The 20,263-nt window shown below is 60.4% G+C and carries 22 protein-coding genes; 14 read left to right on the top strand and 8 right to left on the bottom strand.

Annotation, left to right across the window (positions count from 1 at the left end; all coding sequences use genetic code 11):
- Positions 1 to 9: 9 nt before the first annotated feature.
- Together C0058_RS13845 and C0058_RS13840 are read left to right on the top strand one after the other, a co-directional pair.
- Entirely contained in the window at positions 10 to 402 is a 393-nt protein-coding gene (locus tag C0058_RS13845) for a GFA family protein (RefSeq protein ID WP_003210231.1), read from the top strand.
- On the top strand, positions 395 to 868 hold the full coding sequence (locus C0058_RS13840) for a GNAT family N-acetyltransferase (RefSeq protein WP_003210233.1): 474 nt from the start codon (positions 395 to 397) through the stop codon (positions 866 to 868). The genes C0058_RS13845 and C0058_RS13840 overlap by 8 nt, the downstream gene beginning before the upstream one ends.
- 220 nt (positions 869 to 1,088) lie before the next feature.
- Here the strand turns inward: C0058_RS13840 and C0058_RS13835 are convergent, their stop codons facing one another.
- Positions 1,089 to 1,751 (bottom strand): DUF2268 domain-containing putative Zn-dependent protease, encoded by a 663-nt coding sequence (locus C0058_RS13835; RefSeq protein WP_102368828.1) that lies wholly within the window; start codon positions 1,749 to 1,751, stop codon positions 1,089 to 1,091.
- Positions 1,752 to 1,935: 184 nt separating this feature from the next.
- Here C0058_RS13835 and C0058_RS13830 point away from each other — a divergent pair, with 184 nt between their 5' ends.
- Both C0058_RS13830 and C0058_RS13825 read left to right on the top strand, forming a co-directional pair.
- On the top strand, positions 1,936 to 3,033 hold the full coding sequence (locus C0058_RS13830; protein WP_003211413.1) for a carboxynorspermidine decarboxylase: 1,098 nt from the start codon (positions 1,936 to 1,938) through the stop codon (positions 3,031 to 3,033).
- A gap of 29 nt (positions 3,034 to 3,062) precedes the next feature.
- Complete coding sequence (locus C0058_RS13825) at positions 3,063 to 4,307, top strand: saccharopine dehydrogenase family protein (protein ID WP_003211412.1); 1,245 nt, start codon at positions 3,063 to 3,065, stop codon at positions 4,305 to 4,307.
- 213 nt (positions 4,308 to 4,520) lie between these two features.
- Here the strand turns inward: C0058_RS13825 and C0058_RS13820 are convergent, their stop codons facing one another.
- On the bottom strand, positions 4,521 to 5,300 hold the full coding sequence (locus C0058_RS13820; RefSeq protein WP_008435411.1) for an IclR family transcriptional regulator: 780 nt from the start codon (positions 5,298 to 5,300) through the stop codon (positions 4,521 to 4,523).
- A gap of 215 nt (positions 5,301 to 5,515) precedes the next feature.
- Here C0058_RS13820 and C0058_RS13815 point away from each other — a divergent pair, with 215 nt between their 5' ends.
- Genes C0058_RS13815 through C0058_RS13800 form a run of 4 tightly spaced genes read left to right on the top strand, consistent with a single transcriptional unit; the run spans position 5,516 to position 8,974 of the window.
- Entirely contained in the window at positions 5,516 to 6,298 is a 783-nt protein-coding gene (locus C0058_RS13815) for an ABC transporter substrate-binding protein (protein WP_102368827.1), read from the top strand.
- Positions 6,295 to 6,963 carry an ectoine/hydroxyectoine ABC transporter permease subunit EhuD gene (ehuD, locus tag C0058_RS13810; protein ID WP_008435412.1) on the top strand — a complete coding sequence of 223 codons (669 nt, stop codon included), beginning with the start codon at positions 6,295 to 6,297 and terminating at the stop codon, positions 6,961 to 6,963. The genes C0058_RS13815 and ehuD overlap by 4 nt, the downstream gene beginning before the upstream one ends.
- The gene (locus C0058_RS13805; protein WP_008435413.1) at positions 6,960 to 7,712 is read left to right on the top strand and encodes an amino acid ABC transporter ATP-binding protein; all 753 of its coding nucleotides are present in this window, start codon (positions 6,960 to 6,962) and stop codon (positions 7,710 to 7,712) included. Before ehuD ends, C0058_RS13805 begins: the two co-directional genes overlap by 4 nt.
- Positions 7,709 to 8,974, top strand: a complete 1,266-nt coding sequence (locus C0058_RS13800) for an FAD-binding oxidoreductase (protein WP_102368826.1) — start codon at positions 7,709 to 7,711, stop codon at positions 8,972 to 8,974. Before C0058_RS13805 ends, C0058_RS13800 begins: the two co-directional genes overlap by 4 nt.
- A 62-nt stretch (positions 8,975 to 9,036) precedes the next feature.
- On the opposite strand, the gene C0058_RS13795 is transcribed toward C0058_RS13800, so the two are convergent.
- A complete protein-coding gene (locus C0058_RS13795) occupies positions 9,037 to 9,723 on the bottom strand; it encodes a M24 family metallopeptidase (protein ID WP_102368825.1) in 687 nt (228 codons plus the stop codon).
- A gap of 563 nt (positions 9,724 to 10,286) precedes the next feature.
- Here C0058_RS13795 and C0058_RS13790 point away from each other — a divergent pair.
- Positions 10,287 to 10,634 (top strand): DUF6124 family protein, encoded by a 348-nt coding sequence (locus tag C0058_RS13790; protein ID WP_003211399.1) that lies wholly within the window; start codon positions 10,287 to 10,289, stop codon positions 10,632 to 10,634.
- 115 nt (positions 10,635 to 10,749) lie between these two features.
- Here C0058_RS13790 and glsB read toward each other — a convergent pair whose 3' ends face one another.
- Entirely contained in the window at positions 10,750 to 11,658 is a 909-nt protein-coding gene (gene glsB / locus C0058_RS13785) for a glutaminase B (protein ID WP_003211397.1), read from the bottom strand.
- A 164-nt stretch (positions 11,659 to 11,822) separates the two neighbouring features.
- Between glsB and lspA the strand changes: the two genes are divergently transcribed.
- Entirely contained in the window at positions 11,823 to 12,326 is a 504-nt protein-coding gene (lspA, locus tag C0058_RS13780) for a signal peptidase II (protein ID WP_256344162.1), read from the top strand.
- 166 nt (positions 12,327 to 12,492) lie between these two features.
- On the opposite strand, the gene C0058_RS13775 is transcribed toward lspA, so the two are convergent.
- Genes C0058_RS13775 through C0058_RS13765 form a run of 3 tightly spaced genes read right to left on the bottom strand, consistent with a single transcriptional unit; the run spans position 12,493 to position 15,947 of the window.
- Positions 12,493 to 13,707 carry a nucleoside permease gene (locus C0058_RS13775; protein ID WP_102368824.1) on the bottom strand — a complete coding sequence of 405 codons (1,215 nt, stop codon included), beginning with the start codon at positions 13,705 to 13,707 and terminating at the stop codon, positions 12,493 to 12,495.
- Positions 13,708 to 13,749: 42 nt separating this feature from the next.
- A complete protein-coding gene (locus C0058_RS13770; RefSeq protein WP_102368823.1) occupies positions 13,750 to 14,802 on the bottom strand; it encodes a sugar phosphate isomerase/epimerase in 1,053 nt (350 codons plus the stop codon).
- A 14-nt stretch (positions 14,803 to 14,816) separates the two neighbouring features.
- On the bottom strand, positions 14,817 to 15,947 hold the full coding sequence (locus tag C0058_RS13765) for a Gfo/Idh/MocA family protein (protein WP_173883054.1): 1,131 nt from the start codon (positions 15,945 to 15,947) through the stop codon (positions 14,817 to 14,819).
- 167 nt (positions 15,948 to 16,114) lie between these two features.
- Between C0058_RS13765 and C0058_RS13760 the strand changes: the two genes are divergently transcribed.
- Positions 16,115 to 17,110 (top strand): LacI family DNA-binding transcriptional regulator, encoded by a 996-nt coding sequence (locus tag C0058_RS13760; protein WP_087694229.1) that lies wholly within the window; start codon positions 16,115 to 16,117, stop codon positions 17,108 to 17,110.
- Here the strand turns inward: C0058_RS13760 and C0058_RS13755 are convergent.
- Positions 17,104 to 17,514, bottom strand: a complete 411-nt coding sequence (locus C0058_RS13755; protein WP_003211385.1) for a hypothetical protein — start codon at positions 17,512 to 17,514, stop codon at positions 17,104 to 17,106. The genes C0058_RS13760 and C0058_RS13755 overlap by 7 nt on opposite strands.
- Positions 17,515 to 17,623: 109 nt before the next feature.
- On the opposite strand from C0058_RS13755, the gene C0058_RS13750 reads away from it, so the two are divergent.
- From C0058_RS13750 to C0058_RS13740, 3 genes are all read left to right on the top strand, one after another.
- Positions 17,624 to 18,475: a helix-turn-helix domain-containing protein gene (locus C0058_RS13750; RefSeq protein WP_102368821.1), complete on the top strand. Its 852-nt coding sequence runs from the start codon at positions 17,624 to 17,626 to the stop codon at positions 18,473 to 18,475.
- A 291-nt stretch (positions 18,476 to 18,766) separates the two neighbouring features.
- Positions 18,767 to 19,495, top strand: a complete 729-nt coding sequence (locus C0058_RS13745; RefSeq protein ID WP_003211381.1) for a winged helix-turn-helix domain-containing protein — start codon at positions 18,767 to 18,769, stop codon at positions 19,493 to 19,495.
- Positions 19,488 to 20,243, top strand: coding sequence for an EAL domain-containing protein (locus C0058_RS13740; protein WP_008435428.1), 756 nt, complete (start codon positions 19,488 to 19,490; stop codon positions 20,241 to 20,243). Before C0058_RS13745 ends, C0058_RS13740 begins: the two co-directional genes overlap by 8 nt.
- The last annotated feature ends 20 nt before the right edge of the window (positions 20,244 to 20,263 follow it).

The following is a 20,263-nucleotide window of genomic DNA, read 5'->3' as shown; positions in this document are numbered from 1 at the left end:
TGAATCAACATGGAAGGACTTCACCAGGGTAGCTGCCTGTGCGGCGCGGTCAGCTACCGAGTATCGACACCGCTGAAAGCTGTGACGCATTGCCACTGCAAAAAATGCCAAAAGAGTCATGGCTCCGCCTTCGCGACCTACGCGAGTGCTCCGAAATCGTCGGTGCACATCGAGTCTTCGCTGCAAACGCTCAAGGCTTATGAATCTTCCGAGGGTGTGTTTCGTGAGTTTTGCTCACGCTGCGGCTCGTCGATGTTCTGGTCCGATATCAATGGTGTTTACCCAGACTGGGTCTCGATAGCAATCGCTACACTCGATACGCCGCTCTTGCCTGGCAAGCAGGAGCACTCCTGCGTTGACTCCAAGGCCGCTTGGCTGGATCTGGAGAATCGCAGTGGCTGAATCAGAGGACGGTTTGTCGATACGCACCCTCTCGGCGTTGCCCGAAGAGATCCTGGTATTGGAAGCAGAAGCCGTCGCCGAAGGATTCAGGTTTCTCACGCGACTCGTTGCAGAGTGGTCCAGCGGCGCCAACCGTTTTGACCAGCCAGGCGAATGTCTTTTGGGTGTATTCAGCAACGGGCAGTTGATCGCCGTTGGCGGTTTGTCCCATGACCCTTACGCCGGTCCGGAGGTTGGCAGGCTGCGCCGGGTGTACGTCGCACAGGCATCAAGGGGACGCCAGGTGGGCAAAGCGTTGGTAGGCCAGCTTTTGGCACGCGCTGCGCAATCCTTCCATGTCGTGCGCCTGTCTACCGACACCCACGAGGGCGCAAGCTTTTATCTGCGCTGCGGGTTTGAGCCGGTACAGGACGAACATGCAACTCACGCTAAATCATTAATTGATCAGGAGGCTTCATGCAGGTGATCAACGACAACCGGCCTGAATACGTTCGGGGGGAGATGACGGTTTGATGTCAGTGTGGGTGCGTTTTTGTCATGTGGGAGCTGTCGAGCTTTAGCGAGGCTGCGATAGCGGTGTGTCAGGCAGCTTATTTTATCGGCTGTGCCGCCGCCTTCGCAGCCTCGCTGAGGCTCGACAGCTCCCACAGGGGATAGGGGTTGTTTGGTGGGCTTGTGTTTCAAAGTCAGGCCACCAACCCCGCTTTGGCGGCATTGGCGAGTATGTCTTGGGCGGGTACATTGACCCATGTGGCGGCGTCCACCTCGCCCTGTTTTGCCAGCCAGGCCTCCACCATCTGGTAGCCCAGCGTGTATCCCAGCCATCTTGGCCGCGCGCCGGTACCAAAGAACCATTCACTGTGATCGTAATACGTGGCGTCTAGAAGCTGGCGGTCTACCGGGGCACTCAGCAGTTCCTGGGGGGCAAGCGCCCGCTCCCACAACTCCGGCTCACTGCCCAGCACCTGCCGCACAAACTGCCCGGCCAGGCCCTCACTGACCATCGCCTCCCCCAGCGTCCAGCCATAACCGGGGCCCGCCATGCGCAGGCAATGGTGCACCTCATGCACCACGTGTCGACGCAATGCACCGCTTCGCAGGCTGGTGAGGAAATTCGGGTTATCGGGATCAAGGGTCATGCTGAACATCGTGCTGCGATAAGCACGGCCCACCAGGCCGAGTTCCGGAAGGGTCTCCCCCGGCAACCGCTGGATCAGGATGTCCAGCCGCGGCGGCGGCAGCAGTTGCGCGATTGCCTCGTAGGCGACCTCAAACTCTCGGATCAACTCCGGGCGAAACTGCGCCAGGCTCCCCGAAGCTTCCAGCCAATGCAGCGTCCATGCGTCCATTCTCACCTCTCGTCGCCCAAGCCGTGGTCCGTTATCAAAGCGGCTCATCATACCTACGGGCTGTCATATTCACAGGCCAGCTTATAACCGGGCCAGCAAATTCCGCTGACTAACCTTTCGATCTGTCCCAAGTGCGGGCACAATGCGTGTCCTTTTTTGGCAGGCACCGCCGCAGGCTCTGAAAATGATCAAAACGCCGTACTACCTCATCGACAAACAGAAGCTTCTGGTCAACATGCAGAAGATCGCCTACGTGCGCGAACAGTCCGGCGCCAAGGCTCTTCTGGCCCTCAAATGCTTCGCCACCTGGTCTGTGTTCGACCTGATGCAGGAATACATGGACGGCACCACCTCGTCGTCGCTGTACGAGCTCAAGCTGGGTCGCCAGAAGTTCGAAGGTGAAGCCCACGCCTACAGCGTGGCCTGGGCCGACGATGAAATCGAAGAGATGCTCGACAACTGCGACAAGATCATCTTCAACTCCATCAGCCAACTGCAGCGCTTTGCCGAGCGCAGCGAAGGCAAGACCCGTGGCCTGCGCGTCAACCCGCAAGTGAGCAGCTCCGACTACCTGCTGGCCGACCCGGCGCGCCCGTTCAGCCGTCTGGGCGAGTGGGACCCGGTGAAGATCGAAGGTGTGATCGAGCAAATCTCCGGCTTCATGTTCCACAACAACTGCGAGAACGGTGATTTCAACCTGTTCGACCAGATGCTCAACACCATCGAAGAACGCTTCGGCGCGCTGCTGCACAAGGTCAACTGGGTCAGCCTCGGCGGCGGCATCCACTTCACCGGTGAAGGCTATGCCATCGACGCCTTCTGCCAGCGCCTCAAGGCGTTCTCGCAGAAGTACGACGTGCAGGTGTACCTGGAACCCGGCGAAGCGGCGATCACCAACAGCGCCTCCCTGGAAGTGACCGTGCTCGACACCCTCTACAACGGCAAGAACCTCGCCGTGGTAGACAGCTCCATCGAAGCCCACCTGCTGGACCTGCTGATCTATCGCCTCAACGCCAAGCTGGCGCCAAGCAATGGCGAACACACCTACATGGTGTGCGGCAAGTCGTGCCTGGCCGGGGACATCTTCGGTGAGTACCAATTTGATCAGCCGCTGGCCATCGGCGATCGACTGTCGTTCATCGACACGGCAGGCTACACCATGGTCAAGAAAAACTGGTTCAACGGCCTGAAAATGCCGTCCATCGTAGTGAAACAACTCGACGGTACAGTCGAAGTGGTTCGTGAATTTGGTTACGACGACTACCTGTCCAGCCTTTCGTAAAGCGGACAGATAAAGGAGAGATAAAGCAATTGAAAAAGAACGTTCTTATCATTGGTGCAGGAGGTGTCGCCAAGGTGGTGGCCCACAAGTGCGCGCAGCACAACGACGAACTAGGTCGTATTGCTATCGCGTCGCGCAACATCTCCAAATGCCAGGCCATCATCGACAGCGTCAAGGCCAAGGGTAGCCTCAAGGTACCCGCCGACATCCAGGCCTTCGCGCTGAACGCTTTGGACGTGGAAGCGACCAAGGCACTGATCCGCGAGACTGAATCGCAGATCGTCATCAACGTCGGTTCCGCGTTCCTCAACATGTCGGTATTGCGTGCCTGCATCGACACCGGCGTGGCGTACCTCGACACCGCCATCCACGAAGAGCCGGGCAAGGTCTGCGAGACCCCGCCGTGGTACGGCAACTACGAATGGAACCACCTGGAAGAGTGCAAACAGAAGAACATCACGGCCATCCTTGGCGTGGGCTTCGACCCGGGTGTGGTCAACGCTTATGCAGCGCTGGCGCAACAAAAGCATTTCGACCGCATTGATTCGATCGACATTCTCGACGTCAATGCCGGCTCTCATGGCAAATATTTCGCCACCAATTTCGACCCGGAAATCAACTTCCGCGAATTCACCGGACAGGTGTGGAGCTGGCAGAACAGCCAGTGGACCAGCAACACCATGTTCGAAGTCAAACGCACCGACGACCTGCCTGTGGTCGGTTCGCAGAACCTGTACCTGACCGGCCACGATGAAGTGCACTCGCTGTCGAAAAACCTCGACGTGCCCAATGTGCGTTTCTGGATGAGCTTCGGCGAACACTACATCAACGTGTTCACCGTGCTGAAAAACCTCGGCCTGCTCTCCGAAAAACCGGTCACCACCGCCGAAGGCCTGGAAGTCGTGCCGCTGAAACTGGTCAAGGCCGTGCTGCCCGACCCGTCGTCGCTGGCGCCTGGCTACACCGGCAAAACCTGCATCGGCGACCTGGTCAAGGGCACCAAGGATGGCCAGCCACGCGAGCTGTTCATCTACAACGTGGCCTGCCACGAAGAAGCCTTCGCCGAGACCGACAGCCAGGGCATTTCCTACACCGCCGGCGTACCGCCGGTAGCCGCAGCGCTGCTGGTTGCCCGTGGCGAGTGGGACGTGAAGCACATGGCCAACGTCGAGGAACTGCCGGCTGAGCCGTTCCTGAAGGCGCTGGACGTGATGGGCTTGCCGACTCGGATCAAAGACGAGAACGGTGACCGTGCCTGGGATGCGATTGCCTGACAGGCGATAGTTGACCGAACAAAAAAATGCGCCCTCAGGGGCGCATTTTTTGTTGGGGCTCACATAAATATCAAAGAACAATGAAGATCAAAATGTGGGAGCGGGCTTGCTCGCGAATGCGGTGTGCCAGTCACTGCATCTGGCGACTGATACACCGCATTCGCGAGCAAGCCCGCTCCCACATTTTGGATTTGCTGTGTTCTTGAGAGCGGGTTACTCCAGGTTACGGGCCGAATTGCTCAACGCCCTTGAGCACTGCAACAACGCCGGCGCCAACTGCTTCTCTGCATCCGCCCGGCTCCAGCGACTGGTCGGCGCCACCACATGCACCGCCGCCACCGGCCGGCCGTTCGCCCCCAGCACCGGCGCGCCGATGGTCATGTCCCCCAGGAACAGTTCCTGGCCATTCACCGCATAGCCCTGCTCGCGCACCTGCTGCAACGACTCCATGATCCTGTCGACCTCAGTCAACGTCTGGCTGGTGTGCGCCACCCGCTGGCTGTGCTCGATCAATGCCAGCGCCTCATCCTGCGGCAACGCACTCAGATACGCGCGCCCCGACGCCGTGCAATACATCGGCACCCGCGAGCCAATCGGCATGTGTACCGGCACGAAGCCCGAGCTGACAAACCGCGCGATATACGTCATGTCGTAACCCGCAGGCTCGGTCAGGCACGAGGTTTCTCCCGTCAGGCGGGTCAATTCCGAGAGGAACGGGTTGGCCACTTCAATCAGCGAATGCGCATCCAGATAACTGAAGCCCAACTCCAGCACCCGTGGTGTGAGTTGGTAATGACGGGTGCGCGAGTGTTTCCGAAGGTAACCCAGGCTCTCGAGGGTAAACACCATGCGCTGGGCCGAGCTTTTGGTCATGCCGGCGGCCTCGGCCACCTCTGCAAGGCTCATGCTGCGGCGCTGGGCGCTGAATGCCTTGAGCACCGACAGGCCTTTTTCCAGGGATTGGTTGTGCAAGCTGTTGCGTTCTTCGGACATGGCGAACTCGCGGTCAGGTCGATCAAGCGTGGCAATATTTCTACACGAAATCGCGAAATTCGACCACTAAAAATCGCATACCGATACGAACGGTTCATTTTATCTATTTTCTATAGCTTAAAACGATTTTATTTAATCGAAATGGCACAGAGCTTGCGGTTTGCTCGGTAACCGCTCGCGGTACTGACGATCCGTTTTCCTTCTGGAGTAACCCGATGAACAGTCTTTCGCCCTTGTTTCGCCGCCTCGCCTTCGGTCTTTGCGCCACCTTTTGCGTGGCCACCGTGCACGCCGCCGGTGCAGCCTCGTACAAAGTCGGTGCAACGGCCAGCGGTTCGCCGTTCACCTTCCTCGACATCAAGAGCAACAGCATCCAGGGCGTGATGGTCGACGTCGCCAATGCCGTAGGCAAGGCCGGTGGCTTCACCAGCGAGATCGAGCAGACCAACTTTGCCGCGCTGATCCCGTCCCTCACCTCGGGCAAGCTCGACTTCATCGCCGCCGGCATGCTCAAGACCCCGGAGCGTGCCCAGGTGGTGGACTTCAGCGCGCCGGTGTACGCCTACGGTGAAGGCCTGATCGTGAGTGCCGACGACAACGCGACCTATACCGACCTCAGCTCCTTGAAGGGCCAGGTAGTGGGTGTACAAGCCGGCACGATCTTCTACGACATGCTCAACAAGCTGGGAATCTTCAAGGAAATCCGCACCTACGACTCCATCGGCGAAATGGTCCGCGACCTGAGCCTGGGCCGCATCAAGGCCGCCGTGGGTGACCAGCCGGTGGTGGCGTACCAGATCCGCCAGAAGCTGTTCAAGGGCGTGAAGCTCGCCGCCGACTACAAGCCGGTGAACGTCGGCGAGGTGTGCCTGGTGGTGCGCAAAGGCGACAGCGAAACCCTCGCACGCCTGAACCAGGCCATCGCCAGCATCAAGGCCGACGGCACCCTGGACGCGATCCTGAAGAAGTGGGGGCTTGATGCCCAGGTGCAGCCATGAACCCGGCTGAATTCCTGCAAAACGCCCAGGACTTCCTGCCGATCCTGCTGCAAGGCGCCTGGGTGACGATCCAGATCACCGTGCTGTCGTTCCTGCTCAGCAGCGCGATCGGCCTGGTGCTGGCGCTGCTCAAACTGTCGCCGATCAAGGCGCTGTCGTGGGCGGCGAGCACCGTGATCAATGTGATTCGCGGCCTGCCGATCATCGTGCAGCTGTTCTACATCTACTTCGTGTTGCCGGACATGGGCGTGCACCTCAGTGCATTCCAGGCGGGTGTGATCGGCATGGGCATCGCCTACTCGGCGTACCAGGCGGAGAACTTCCGTACCGGCATCATCGCCGTCGAACAGGGCCAGCGTGAAGCCGCCGAAGCCCTGGGCATGCGCTCGGTGCTGATGATGCGCCGGGTAATCCTGCCCCAGGCGTTTCGCATCGCCTTGCCGCCCTACGGCAACACCCTGGTGATGATGCTCAAGGACTCATCGCTGGTGTCGACCATCACCGTGGCCGAGATGACGCGCCAGGGCCAACTGATCGCCTCGTCCACCTTCCAGAACATGACCGTCTACACCCTGGTCGCCCTGCTCTACCTGCTGATGAGCCTGCCGCTGGTGTATGGCCTGCGCCGCATGGAACAGCACCTGGGCCGGAGGAAAAAAGCATGATCGAGATTCGCCAACTGCAAAAGCACTACGGCACCCATCGCGTGCTGCACGGCGTCGACCTGGACGTGGCCAAGGGCGAAGTGGTGTGCCTGATCGGCCCGTCCGGCTCGGGCAAATCCACCTTGCTGCGCTGCATCAACGCCCTGGAAGCCTACGACGGCGGCACCATCAACGTGTTCGGCGAAACCGTGCAACGTGGCAGCAAGACCGTACACGCCCTGCGCAGCCGCATGGGCATGGTGTTCCAGCGCTTCAACCTGTTCCCCCATCGCACCGTGCTGGAAAACGTGATGGAAGGCCCGGTGTACGTCAAGGGCGAACCGCTGCAACAGGCCCGGGAAGAAGCCTTGGCGCTGCTGGATAAAGTCGGCCTGTCGGCCAAGGCCGATGCCTACCCGGAACAACTCTCCGGCGGCCAGCAACAGCGGGTTGCCATCGCCCGCGCACTGGCGATGAAACCCGATGCGATGTTGTTCGACGAACCCACTTCGGCCCTCGACCCGGAACTGGTGGGCGATGTGCTGGAGGTCATGCGCACCCTCGCCGACGAAGGCATGACCATGATCGTGGTGACCCACGAAATGGGCTTTGCCCGGGAAGTGGCCGACCGCGTGTGCTTCCTGCACGGCGGCTACATCGTGGAGAGCGGGCCGGCCGAGCAGGTGCTGGGCAACCCGCAACAACCGCGCACCCAGGACTTCCTGCGCCGCGTGCTGCACCCGACGGCCAATACCCGGAGCTTGTCATGAAGTCACTCTGGGCCGCGACGGCGCCCGCTGCACCGCAAACACCCGCGTTGGCTGAGTCATTGAAGGTGGACGTGGCCATCGTCGGCGCCGGGTATACCGGCTTGTCCACGGCGCTGCACCTCGCGGAACGCGGCGTCAGCGTGTGCGTGCTGGAGGCCAACGAGCCCGGCTGGGGCGCGTCCGGGCGCAATGGCGGGCAGGTCAACCCGACACTCAAATACGACCCGGATCAACTGGTGCAGATGTACGGTGCCGAGCGCGCCGAGCCACTGATCAACACCGTGTCCAACTCTGCCGACCTGGTGTTCAACCTGATCGAGCGCCATGGCATCGACTGTGCGCCCACACGCAAGGGCTGGATGCAGGTTTCCTATTCCGAAAAAGGCGTGGCGGGCCTGCACGCCCGGGCCGAACAGTGGGCACGTCGCGGGGTGCCGGTGCAGCGCCTGGATGCCGGCGCGGTGTCCGCCCGCATGGGCAGCCAGGCGTTTGCCGGTGGCTGGCTGGACGGTCGCGCGGGCGCCATCCAACCCTTGGCCTATGCTCGGGGCCTGGTGCGTGCAGCCCAGGCGGCGGGCGTGCGCATTCATGGGCAGAGCGCAGTGACCGCGATGCAACAGGCGGGCGCGGGCTGGAAGTTGCAGACCGCGAGCGGCGCGCAGGTGTCGGCCGGCCAAGTGGTACTGGCCACCAACGGCTACAGCGGCGACTTGTGGCCCGGCATGGCCCAGAGTGTGCTCGCGGCCAACAGTTTTATCGTCGCCACCCGGCCCTTGAGCGGGCCTGGGGCCGAGAGCATTTTGCCGGGGCAGGAAACCGTCTCAACCGCACAGCGCCTGTTGCTTTACTTTCGCAAGGATGCCCATGGCCGCCTGCTGATGGGCGGGCGCGGGTTGTTCGAAGATCCCACCGGGCCCGCAGATTTTGCGCACCTGGAGCGCTCGCTGGCACTGTTGTTTCCCCAGTTGGGCAAGCTGGACTTCGAGTACCGCTGGGCGGGCCGGATCGCGATCACCCGGGACTTTATGCCCCACGTCCACGAGCCCGCACCCGGCCTGACCCTGGCATTGGGCTGTAACGGACGCGGGATTGCCTTGTGCACCAGCCTCGGCCATCAATTGGCCGGGCGCCTGTGTGACAGCCGCTCCGACTTCGCTTACCCGGTAACGCCTTTGCAGCGGTTGCCACTGCATGGCTTGCAACGCTTCTACATCGGCGCGGGCGTGGCGTGGTACAGCCTGCTGGATCGCCTCTCCCTGTAGGAGCGAGCTTGCTCGCGAAAAAACCGAAGGCGCCGCGTGTCCTCAGGAGACCGGCGCCTTCGTCAAAGCTCGCAGACCTTTCCCTCATCACTGAAGAAATAGATATTTTCATGCTTGTAGCCCCAGCGACCGCCTCGCTCGCGAGCATGCGGCTCGAAGGTAAAGCACGTCACCTCCTCCAGGCGCCGATGATTGCCCGCCTCGATGTAGAGCCTTTGGTCACGCTGCTCGCAGATGCTGTGGCCGACGTTGCCGGCGAAATCGAGGTTCTCGAAACCCTCGGATGCGATCAGGTCATTGGCGAACGCGTGGAGATCGTTGAACGTGGTTTCAGGCCGGGCGAATGTGCGCATCATCGCGTGTAGCAGGTGCTCGACTTCATAACCCCTGCTGAACTCGGCCCCCACCGGCACCGCCCGGCACACGCCCTCCTCCACATAGAAAGAGCGGGCACAGTCGCCCCACACATTGCCTGTTCTCGGGCTCAAATCCACCGTGATCAGATTGTGTAAACCAACGGCTTCATCACTGGGCCGATAGTCGCGTCCCGACACCGAAAGCGCACTGCGCGAACCCAGCAATACGAAGGCCGGGCAGTCGTAATACCAGGTCTGCGGATAGCCGGAATCCGCGAGCATCTGCGTCGCCATTTCGGCGATGGAGGCTTCGGTGGACTGTGGCGTGATCCGCGTAACGAGCTGCTGCAGCACCGACTTGGCGGCGGCCTGGACCACGCGATTAGGCAACATGGATTGTCTCTGACTGATGAGGGATTGCGTCGATGGTAGCAGCACTCTCCTCGACAGGGAGACGCACTCGGATTTTAAGCTCGTTCCCACGCTCCGCGTGGGAATGCCTACGGTGACGCTCCGCGTCACAAAGGCAGACGCAGAGCGTCCAGGGCAGCGCTCCCACGCAGAGCGTGGGAGCGATCAATAGCCGGAGCACCGACTTGGCGGTGGCCAGGACCACACGATTGTGCGACATGGACCGTCTCTGACTGAGGGAGACATGCTCGGATTTTTCCGACAACTGTTTCAGGTTGTCGGTCGGACCCGGGCTGACTAACCTCCCGCAGTCGCTGCCAATTCAGCGACCGGATTTGACCGTCCGCAACCATAGAACAACTGCGCCAAAACCGATCTTGGGCGTTTTTTTTACGCCTGATGTATTGTGTCGCGGCAGCTGTACGCGGGATACCTTCGGGTATGCCGGTTTTGTTCTTTGGGCCGGTCGGTCAACCCGCGTATAGCTGCCACCCTAATCGTTTGACCGCGAATCGTGGCAGCTCCATTCACAAAGGAGCTTCACCATGATTAAAGACAGCCCAAATCCCCCACCGCATACCGACCGGCTTCAAGAAGCCGCTTACCGCGCCATTCACCACTATCTGAAACCTGACGCCCAACCCCAACCGCCTGAACCCACCGAGCTACCGTTCGATGGATTATTTACCGTGCGTACGGACCTGGACACGGAAACCTTGCTGGCCAATGCCTCGCAAGACCTGGCGTCGATCAATGTCATCGCCGCTCACCTGGCCTTCGAAGTCGATGGTACCCAGCGCAACGTGGCGCTGGGCATTTGCCGGATGCTGGAAGGTGTGCAGATGCTGGTCGACAAAGCGCTGGATCGATGCGCGCAAACCAGCCCGCGCTGAGCTCGTTCCCACGCTCCGCGTGGGAATGCAGACCGTGACGCTCCGCGTCACAAAGGCAGACGCAAAGCGTCCAGGGCAGCGCTCCCACGCAGAGCGTGGGAGCGATCAAGTCTCTTCAAAAAACCGACCATCCGATACGCTCGCTCAACAACTCCAACGCCTTCATCCCCGCCAGGGAGTTGCCCGCCGCATTCAACTCCGGCGACCACACGCACACCGTAAACTGCCCCGGCACCACCGCGAGAATCCCGCCGCCTACCCCGCTCTTGCCCGGCAAGCCAACGCGATACGCAAAATTCCCCGCCTCGTCATACAGCCCGCTGGTGGCCATGATCGAGTTCACTTGCTTGGTCTGGCGCGCCGTCAGAATCTGCTCGCCGCTGTGGGTGCACACCCCCTCATTCGCCAGGAAGCAAAATGCCTTGGCCAGGTCCAGGCAGCTCATCTGCAACGCGCAGTAGTTGAAGTAGCTGTGCAGCACTGCATCCACGTCATTGTGGAAGTTGCCGAAGGACTTCATCAGGTACGCCATGGCCGCATTGCGCGCACCGTGCTGGGCTTCGGATTCGGCCACCACGCTGTTGACCAGGATCTGCGGGTTGCCCGACAGCCGCCGCACAAAATCACGCATGGACAAAATAGGCACGGCAAAGCGCGATTGGTTGATGTCGCAGATCACCAGCGCACCGGCGTTGATAAACGGGTTACGTGGCCGCCCACGCTCGAACTCCAGCTGCACCATGGAGTTGAACGGCTGCCCCGACGGTTCGTGGCCCAGGCGTTCCCAGATGCTCTCGCCGCCATGGTCGATGGCCTGCACCAGGCTGAATACCTTGGAGATGCTCTGTACGGAGAACAAGGTGTGGGCATCGCCCGCGCAGTAGGACGAGCCGTCATTGCCATACACGGCAATGCCCAGTTGCTGGGCCGGCACGTCGGCGAGCGCGGGGATGTAGTCGGCGACCTTGCCGAGGCCGATCAGTGGACGGACTTCGTCGAGGATCGACTCCAACAGGGCCTGCATGTTGTGTTCTGGCATGGTTTGGGAATAGTTGTTGAGCGGGGCGCGGAGGATACCTGAAACGCCGGAGCCAGGCAGGCTGCCGGTGCAAAGATGGACGCTGTGCAGGCCGTGCTATATCTTCGGGGCGCCGCCGGCTCAGGCGAAAAACATGAAGGAGTGAAACGTTGAAGAAGCAGGACGCCTTGAGAGGACGAAGCTTTGCGGTGCTGATGGGCATTGCGTTTATCGCCGTGGACCAGTTGATCAAACTGCTGGCGCTGTTTTCGCTTCAAGCCACAACGTTCCGGTTCGGTTCAAGCCCGGTCAACATGGCCTTGGAGCTGAGCTTGAACCCGGGTGCGTTCCTCAGCTTGGGCGCTAGCCTGCCAACCCAGGTCAAGCAACTGATCTTTATCGTCGGCGTGGCCGCGGTGGTGTGCTGGGCGGGTTATTGGGCCTGGACGAACTGGAACCACTCCCTGCGCAAGGCCGCAGCACTTTTCCTGATTGCCCTGGGCGGCGCCGGGAACCTGATTGACCGGGTCTTTCGCGACGGCCATGTCGTCGATTATCTGGTGGTGAATGTCGGCCCGCTGCATACGGGTGTGTTCAATCTCGCCGATATCGCGATCACTCTGGGTGCGTTGTTGCTGATGCTTGATCTGTTCAAGAGCCCCGGTAAAGCCTGAGTTCCACACCAGCCAACAACACGCTCAAACAGGCAAAGAGAATCAGTGTGGGCGCTGGCTTGCCTGCGATGCAGACACCTCGATGTATCAGTTGCACCGAGGCGATGCTATCGCAGGCAAGCCAGCTCCCACCTTTGATTTTGGCTGGCCTTGACATCGTACTCAGTCAGCCCGCCACCCGCTCCCGCCCCTTGAACGCCAGCGAAAAACAAAAAAAGATCACCAGCGCAAACCCCGCCGGAAACAACCAGATGCTGCGCCAGTCATGGCTGCCACCCGCCGCCACATAGTGGTCGGTCACCTGCCCTGCCACCCAGAACCCAATCAACATGCCCACACCGTACGTAGCCAGGGTAATCAGCCCCTGCGCCGAACTCCTGAAGCGCTCCGGGGCCTTGGCGTCGGTGTAGATCTGCCCCGAGACAAAGAAGAAGTCATAGCAGATGCCATGCAGCGCAATCCCGGTAAACAGCATGAAGGCCAGCTCGCCATTATTGCCGTAGGCGAACAGTGCATAGCGCAGCGCCCACGCCAGCATGCCCACCAACAGCGCGACCTTGATGCCAAAACGCTGGATGAACAGCGGCAATAGCAGCATGAACAGCACCTCGGACACTTGCCCAATGGCCATTTTTGCCGTGGGGTTGGTCACGCCGATTTCCGCGAGAAACGGGTTGGCGTTCTGGTAGTAGAACGCCAGGGGAATGCAGATCAGGATCGAGGCGATGAAGAACACCAGGTAGCTGCGATCCTTGAGCAACCCCAGCGCATCCAGCCCGAGCAGTTGCTTGATATCACCCCTGCCCGCCTCGGCTTTCAAGGGCGCGGTACGCGGCAAGGTGAAGCTGTAGAAACCCAGCACCACTGACGCGATGGCAGACATCAGGAAGGTGTTGCGCAACGCGCCCGTGGTGATCGACTGCTGCGAATCCCAGGCGAACACAAAGCTGATCACCAGCCCCGCAACAATCCAGCCCAAGGTGCCCCACACACGGATGCGCGAAAACTCCTGGGCCGGGTCGCTCATTTGCCGGAAGGCCACCGAGTTCACCAGTGCCAGGGTCGGCATGTAGATGACCATGTATGCCAGCACGTAGGGATAAAAGCCGACGAAGTCCGGCGCGCGGTACAGCTGGTACAGCAGCACCGCGCCGATCAGGTGCAGCACCGCCAGGATGCGCTCGGCGTTGAAGTAGCGGTCGGCGATCAGGCCGATGATAAACGGGGCGATGATCGCCCCCCACGACTGGGTGGAAAACGCCATGCCGATCTGCCCGCCGCTGGCCCCCAGGTTGCTGGCGAGGAAGGTGCCGAGGGTGACGAACCAGCCGCCCCAGATGAAGAATTGCAGGAACATCATGACGCTCAGTCGCGCTTTCATTGTGGTCACCGTTTTATTGTTATTTTGGGGCAGAAGCGCTGTTCAGGCGTCGGGCAGGCCCAGCAGCCGTCGGTTGGATTGCTCGTCGGATGTCACGCCGGCGAAGTCATCGAATGCCTTGCTGGTCTTGCGGATCATGTGCTGGCGGATGAACTCCGCCCCTTCTGCCGCGCCTTGTTGCGCGTCCTTCAGGCAGCACTCCCACTCCAGCACGGCCCAACCGTTGAAGTCGTATTGGGTGAGCTTGCTGAAGATCGATTTGAAGTCGATCTGACCATCGCCCAATGAGCGAAAACGGCCAGGGCGGTCGACCCATCCTTGGTAGCCGCCATACACGCCGGAGCGCGCGTCGGGGCGAAACTCGGCGTCCTTGACGTGGAACATGCGGATGCGCGCGTGGTAGCGGTCGATGAAGCCCAGGTAATCCATTTGCTGCAGCAGCAGGTGGCTGGGGTCGTAGAGAATGTTGGCCCGGGGATGGTGGTCGACGGCTTCGAGGAAGCGCTCGAAAGAGGCGCCGTCGTGAAGGTCTTCGCCGGGGTGGATTTCGTAGCACAGGTCGACGCCGGCCGCCTCGAAGCAATCGAGAATCGGCAGCCAGCGCTTGGCCAACTCGGCAAAGCCTTGCTCCACCAGGCCGCTGGGGCGTTGTGGCCAGGGGTAGATGTACGGCCAGAGCAGCGCGCCGGAGAAGGTCGCGTGGGCCGTCAAGCCAAGGCGCTGGCTGGCGCGGGCGGCGAGTTTCAATTGGTCGATCGCCCACTCGGTACGTGCCTGGGGCTGGCCGCGCAGATGGGCCGGGGCGAAGTCGTCGAACAGCGTGTCGAATGCCGGGTGCACGGCCACAAGTTGGCCCTGCAGGTGGGTCGATAGCTCGCTGATTTCGACGCCGGCATGGGCGCAGGTCGCCTTGAGTTCATCGCAGTAGGCCTGGCTTTCTGCAGCGCGGGCCAGGTCAATGTAGCGGGTGCCGAGTGTGGGCAACTGGATCGCCTTGTAGCCCTGGTACGCCGCCCATTGGGCGATGTTGGCCAGGGTGTCGAAAGGCGCTTCGTCCGAGATGAACTGGGCGAGAAAAATGCCTGGGCCGCGCATGTCTGTAGTCTCCTTCATGGGTGGTTCGCCAGGGTGGTCCACTTCGCCTCGCCGCGATGGTTGGCGATCACCGCTTCGATAAAGGCCATGCCGCGCACGCCGACTTCGATGCCGGGTACACCTTCGGCCTCGGTGCCCTGGCGAATGGCCTTGGCGAAGTCGCGGTAGAGGTTGGCCATGGCTTCCAGGTAACCCTCGGGATGCCCGGCGGGCAGGCGCATGCGCTGCAATGCCGCGTCGCACAGCCAGGGCTGGCCGACGCCGGAACGCAGGATGCGCAGCGGTTGGTCGAGGGAACGATGGATCAGACTGGCGGGTTCTTCCTGGCGCCATTCCAGGCCGCCCTTGTCGCCATAGAGGCGGATCTTCAGCGGGTTCTCTTCACCGGCACACACTTGGCTGGCGATCAGCACGCCGCTGGCGCCGGAGGCCATCTTGAACAGCATGGCGGCATCGTCATCCAGTTGCCGGCCGGGTACATGGATGCCCAGGTTCGCGCAAAGCTGTTCGATCGGTTGGTCGGCGATGAACTCGGCCAGGGAAAAGGCGTGGGTGCCGATGTCGCCGATGCAGCCGCCCAGTCCCGACAGCTCGGGCCGGCTGCGCCAGTCCGCCTGTTTGTTGCCCTGCCCGGCCACGTCCTGGCTGAGCCAGCCTTGTGGGTACTCGACGATCACTTTGCGCAACGCGCCGATCAGGCCATTGCGCACCATGTCGCGAGCCTGCCACACCATCGGGTAACCCAGGTAGGTGTGTGCCAGCCCATAAAGCCCGGAACTGTTTTTGACAACGTCTGCCAGCGCCTGCACTTCAGCAAGATTGAGCGCGGCTGGCTTCTCGCTGAACACGTGGAAGCCCGCCTGCAGCGCCTGGGTCGCAATCGGTGCATGCAGATGATTGGGGGTGACGATCACCAGCAGCTGCATGCGCTGCTCGGCCGGGAGTGCCTGTTCGGCGGCGAGCATCTGCTGCCATTCGCTGTAACAGCGGGACGCGGGCAGGCCCAGCGCATTGCCGGTGCTCCGGTTGTTCTCGGGCTCACGGCTGAAGGCACCGCACACCAGTTCATAACACCCATCCAGCCCCGCCGCCTGGCGGTGAGCCTGGCCGATGAAGGCGCCTTCGCCGCCGCCAACAAAGCCCATTCTTATTTTTTGCACAGCAACCGTCATCGCAAGTCTTCTCTTTATGGGCAATTACCGATCATGATGTAACCGGTTACATCGTGCCGGAAATTTAGGCCTGGTTGCTCGCGGTGTCAAACCCCGACTGCGGTAAACTTGCAGGCTGCTGTTCTGATAACGAGGTGGTCTTGTCCAATATTCGTGAAGTCGCCCGGCTGGCCGGGGTCTCGGTGGCCACCGTGTCCAGGACCCTGGCCAGCCCTGAACGCGTGTTGCCCGAGACCCGCGACAAGGTCAACGCCGCCGTGGAACAGACCGGCTACCGGCCGAACCGCATGGCGGTGCAATTCCGTTCGCGGCGCACCGGCAACCTGGTGATCCTGGTGCCGGCGATTGCCAACACGTTTTTCGCCCGGGTCATCAGCGGTGCACAGCAAGCGGCGCAGGCATCGGGTTATCGGTTGCTGTTGTGCGACACCCGGGGCCAGGCAGAAATCGAAAAACAGTTCGCCGAACTGGTCCACGCCCATCAGGCCGACGGTGTGATTCAGTTGCGGGCCTCAGACCCATTCAGCGACTGCAGCGACTCACCGCCACTGGTGAACGCCTGCGAGGTGATCCAGGACGGTCGCCACCCCACCATCAGCCTCGACAACCGTGGCGCCGCCCGGGCCATGACCCAGCACTTGATCGACCTCGGCCACCGCCGCATCGGCTTGATCAAAGGCCCGAAAAGCAGCCCACTGACCCGTGACCGCGTGGCCGGTTATGAAGATGCCTTGCTCGCGGCGGGCATCCCCCGCGACCCGGCGCTTATCTGCCACGGCGACTTCACCCTGCACGCCGGTTTCGAGGGCGCAGGCAACATGCTCGCCCTGCCCGAGCGGCCCACTGCGCTGTTCTGCGAGAACGACGAAATGGCCATCGGCGCCTTGAAGCGCATCAAGCAACAGGGCCTGCGCGTGCCCCAGGATATTTCCCTGGTGGGCTTTGATGACATCCCCTTCGCGGCCTACTGCGACCCGCCGCTGACCACCATTGCCCAGCCTGCCGAAATCTTCGGCCGCAAGGCCGTCGAGATGCTCATCGCACTGATCGAGAAAACGCCGCTGTCGGAGCGTCAGGTTGTAGTGCCGTTCGAACTCACAGTACGCGGCAGCACGGCAGCGCCCCACACTCAATAGTGCGCCACATCCGACACCTGGGTATCCAGCACATCCCGCGCCAATGCCCAGGCCTGATCCGTGGATTCCACCACCAGCAACGGGTAGCCCCACGCCTTGCCGAACATCACGGCAAACGGCTTGAGCGCCAGGCGCTTGGCTGCGCTGGGCTCCACCTGGATCATGCCTTTGACGAAAGTACGCAGGGCCACCTTGTGCTTCTTCATCCAGATCGAGGCCTGTTTGCGCTCTTCGTGGGAGTGCTCGTGAGTGCTTTCATCCACGGCTTTCTCGTGCAGCAGGACGAAGGGTTCCTCGCGCTGCAACAAGGCCTCGAATGCGCCAAAGGTATCTTGCGGGGGGGTGTCGCTGGGGGCGTCAAACACGATTTTCACCACGGGGAATGTTGAACTGTCGAGTTGCATGGGAAGCTCCTTTAACGAGAATGTTTCTCATGATAGCCATGCCATCACTGGACGCCATTGCACAGAATGGCCAGAATGTTTCGCATTCCAGCCAAGACGCCGCGCCGCCATGTACAACCACCGCCTCGAAACCCGTGACCCCTTGCGCCCGGCCCTCGCCGATGCAATTCCCCGTGCGGTGGTTGCAGTGAGCGCTTCAAGCACCTCTGCGAGTTGGGAGCACGCACCGCACCAGCACCGCAAGGGCCAGTTGATGTACACATTGCGCGGGGTGATTCATTGCGTCATCGAAGAAGGTATCTGGATCGTGCCCCCCCAGTGCGCGTTGTGGATTCCGGGCGGCCTTTCCCATGCCGCGCGCGGGTCGGGGGCAGCGGATGTCTACTGTCTGTTGGTCGACCCCGACGCCGCCGGCGCCCTGCCCCGGCAATGCTGCACCCTGGCGGTATCGCCGTTGTTACACGAATTGATCAGCAAGGCCGTCAGCTTCCCGCCGCTGTACGACACCAAGGGCGCCCAGGGCCGGTTGGTGGCCACGCTGCTGGACGAACTGGCACTGGCACCGGTGGAGGCCCTGCACCTGCCCATGCCCCGGGACACTCGGCTGCGGCGCCTGGCCGACAGTTTGCTGGCCAACCCCAGCGACAAGGCCACCCTGGGCGAATGGGCCGTACGCATCGGCATGAGCGAACGCAGCATGACGCGGTTGTTGCTGGAGGAGATCGGCCTGAGTTTCGGCCGCTGGCGCAGGCAACTGCATGTGATCCTGTCACTGCAGCGCCTGGCGAAAGGCGAAAGTGTGCAGACGGTGGCGCTGGACCTCGGCTATGAAAACGCCAGCGGCTTTATCACCATGTTCCGCAAGGCCATCGGCCAACCGCCGGCGCGCTACCTGGCCGACCGCGCGAGCATCCCCCAGCACACGACGCCCGCTATCGCCTTGCTGGATTATTATAAATAGTCACGTATAAGCATTTTTAGAGCTAAGGGACTAGAAGGCTTAAATCATTCCAGCCAAAAAAAATCAACCCGCCTAAAATACTTATCGCACACTAAAAAATTTGCACTAGCATATGAGTACTCCGGTCCACAAACCCGCTCTCAACACCCGCCTGAAATCCGCCTTACCCCCCGCAAATAAAGTGCCGAATGTTAAAATTTGTCACGTTTTGGCGTATTCAATTCGATTAACATCTAAACGCCTGCAGCGATTGAATTGACGGCCTCGCATGCCGGAAAAGGGAGCAACGTGATGCATTTTTCCAACGTCCTCGCTATTGCACGGACCCCATCGAAATCCGAGGACTTCAGCGAGCTTATAGTTCGTACTGTACCGAAAAATCTAAAAGTCGATACACGCTCCTACGGCCAACTAATCGGTCCCTATGCAAGCCATGGACATTACCGTGCCATCATCATAGAGATCGACACCCCCTCTGCCAGCACCCAAACGCTGGACATCATTAAAAAAACCAGATCGGAAAATCCTGGCAGCACCATTTTCCTGGTTGTCACCTTCGCCACTACACTAAGCAAAACCAAATATTATCTCGCAGGCGCCGATTACTGCATAAAGGTCGTCGAGAGCTCGCCCGAGAAAAAACTTGCCCTGTTTGCCGCGTTCCTCAGCGAGACATACTGGCTAAGTAATACTGATTTGCTACTCGATCAGGACCGCATGTGCATCTACGGGGGTGGCAAAAAGCTCGAAGTGTCCTTTGTCGAAATGAAAGTACTGGAAGCGCTCATTCATAATCGATTGCTCAGCCATGATGAAATCGCCGTGGTAATGGGGCTGAATCCCCGATTTTATGATTCAAGGGCCCTCGAAAAATCGATTAGCCGGTTACGTGGCAAAATAAAATCACATTACGGAAGCAATATAATTCAGAGCATTCGCGGTTACGGCTACAAACTAAGCAGAGGGCTGGCTTCGGTTAATCATATCCACCCCGTCAGGGAGCGGTCGAACCGTGAATAGCGGAACCTTATTACGTGAGGCGTCAGCCTGCTTCACCTTTTCGCGGCAAGCGATACTTGAACGAAGTTGCACGCTGTGGGGCAGTGAGATCCGCGTCCACGCCGAGCCTGCGCTCGACAGCCCGCGTGATGACGCCTGCCCGTTTTATTCCGAACAACTTAAAGACGCCTACAGCGAAGCCCTGCAACATGCCAGGCCGAGTTCATTTGCCCGCACAAGTAAACGTTTGCGCGCGGATAAAAGCCCGGGCCTCCACAAGTTTTTCCGAGTTGAGCAATCGCTGTTGATGAATGAGGACCTGCTCAAGGAAATTATCGATACTTCACACACGCTGGAAAAAAACAGACAACAACTCATTGTCAGCGTTGAAAACACACTGGACACCCTTCCGGGCCCGCTGGAACGCCGGAGCATGATCCGTCAACTGTATAGTCTGAAAGACCAGAGCAACCTGAAGCTTGCCTATAACAATTACACATTAAATACAAAAAACACCGACCTGCTGATCGACTTGAGTCTTTATGACTATATAAAAATGCCTTTTCCAGACTCGGCCCTCAGGCTCAGTCTGAACACCCGCTCGGGCCTGTTCGACCGGCTTTACGACCAGATGCTGGGGCTGATGAGCACCACCCGGGTCTCCTTCATCGCCGACAACGTCGAGCACGCCGACAGCGCACTTCTCGCCAGACGCTTGCCTTTTGACTATTTTCAGGGCCCCTACTTCTCCCCTGCTGATAGTTTATGAACCCCCGTACTTTCCTGGAA

Origin of the sequence: Pseudomonas sp. NC02 (genome assembly GCF_002874965.1) — a bacterium.
In the GTDB taxonomy this organism is placed as follows: domain Bacteria; phylum Pseudomonadota; class Gammaproteobacteria; order Pseudomonadales; family Pseudomonadaceae; genus Aquipseudomonas.
This window is presented reverse-complemented; position numbering and strand designations above follow the sequence as displayed.

What these genes read in the sequence shown, in the direction of transcription:
- C0058_RS13745 (WP_003211381.1), top strand. Translation starts at nt 18,767, where the DNA reads ATGCATTTTTCCAACGTCCTCGCTATTGCACGGACCCCATCGAAATCC.
- C0058_RS13765 (WP_173883054.1), bottom strand. Translation starts at nt 15,947, where the DNA reads ATGGGCTTTGTTGGCGGCGGCGAAGGCGCCTTCATCGGCCAGGCTCAC.
- C0058_RS13750 (WP_102368821.1), top strand. Translation starts at nt 17,624, where the DNA reads ATGTACAACCACCGCCTCGAAACCCGTGACCCCTTGCGCCCGGCCCTC.
- C0058_RS13820 (WP_008435411.1), bottom strand. Translation starts at nt 5,300, where the DNA reads ATGTCCGAAGAACGCAACAGCTTGCACAACCAATCCCTGGAAAAAGGC.
- ehuD (WP_008435412.1), top strand. Translation starts at nt 6,295, where the DNA reads ATGAACCCGGCTGAATTCCTGCAAAACGCCCAGGACTTCCTGCCGATC.
- C0058_RS13830 (WP_003211413.1), top strand. Translation starts at nt 1,936, where the DNA reads ATGATCAAAACGCCGTACTACCTCATCGACAAACAGAAGCTTCTGGTC.
- C0058_RS13795 (WP_102368825.1), bottom strand. Translation starts at nt 9,723, where the DNA reads ATGTTGCCTAATCGCGTGGTCCAGGCCGCCGCCAAGTCGGTGCTGCAG.
- C0058_RS13815 (WP_102368827.1), top strand. Translation starts at nt 5,516, where the DNA reads ATGAACAGTCTTTCGCCCTTGTTTCGCCGCCTCGCCTTCGGTCTTTGC.
- C0058_RS13805 (WP_008435413.1), top strand. Translation starts at nt 6,960, where the DNA reads ATGATCGAGATTCGCCAACTGCAAAAGCACTACGGCACCCATCGCGTG.
- glsB (WP_003211397.1), bottom strand. Translation starts at nt 11,658, where the DNA reads ATGCAGGCCCTGTTGGAGTCGATCCTCGACGAAGTCCGTCCACTGATC.
- C0058_RS13755 (WP_003211385.1), bottom strand. Translation starts at nt 17,514, where the DNA reads ATGCAACTCGACAGTTCAACATTCCCCGTGGTGAAAATCGTGTTTGAC.
- C0058_RS13790 (WP_003211399.1), top strand. Translation starts at nt 10,287, where the DNA reads ATGATTAAAGACAGCCCAAATCCCCCACCGCATACCGACCGGCTTCAA.
- C0058_RS13775 (WP_102368824.1), bottom strand. Translation starts at nt 13,707, where the DNA reads ATGAAAGCGCGACTGAGCGTCATGATGTTCCTGCAATTCTTCATCTGG.
- C0058_RS13845 (WP_003210231.1), top strand. Translation starts at nt 10, where the DNA reads ATGGAAGGACTTCACCAGGGTAGCTGCCTGTGCGGCGCGGTCAGCTAC.
- C0058_RS13770 (WP_102368823.1), bottom strand. Translation starts at nt 14,802, where the DNA reads ATGCGCGGCCCAGGCATTTTTCTCGCCCAGTTCATCTCGGACGAAGCG.
- C0058_RS13835 (WP_102368828.1), bottom strand. Translation starts at nt 1,751, where the DNA reads ATGGACGCATGGACGCTGCATTGGCTGGAAGCTTCGGGGAGCCTGGCG.
- C0058_RS13800 (WP_102368826.1), top strand. Translation starts at nt 7,709, where the DNA reads ATGAAGTCACTCTGGGCCGCGACGGCGCCCGCTGCACCGCAAACACCC.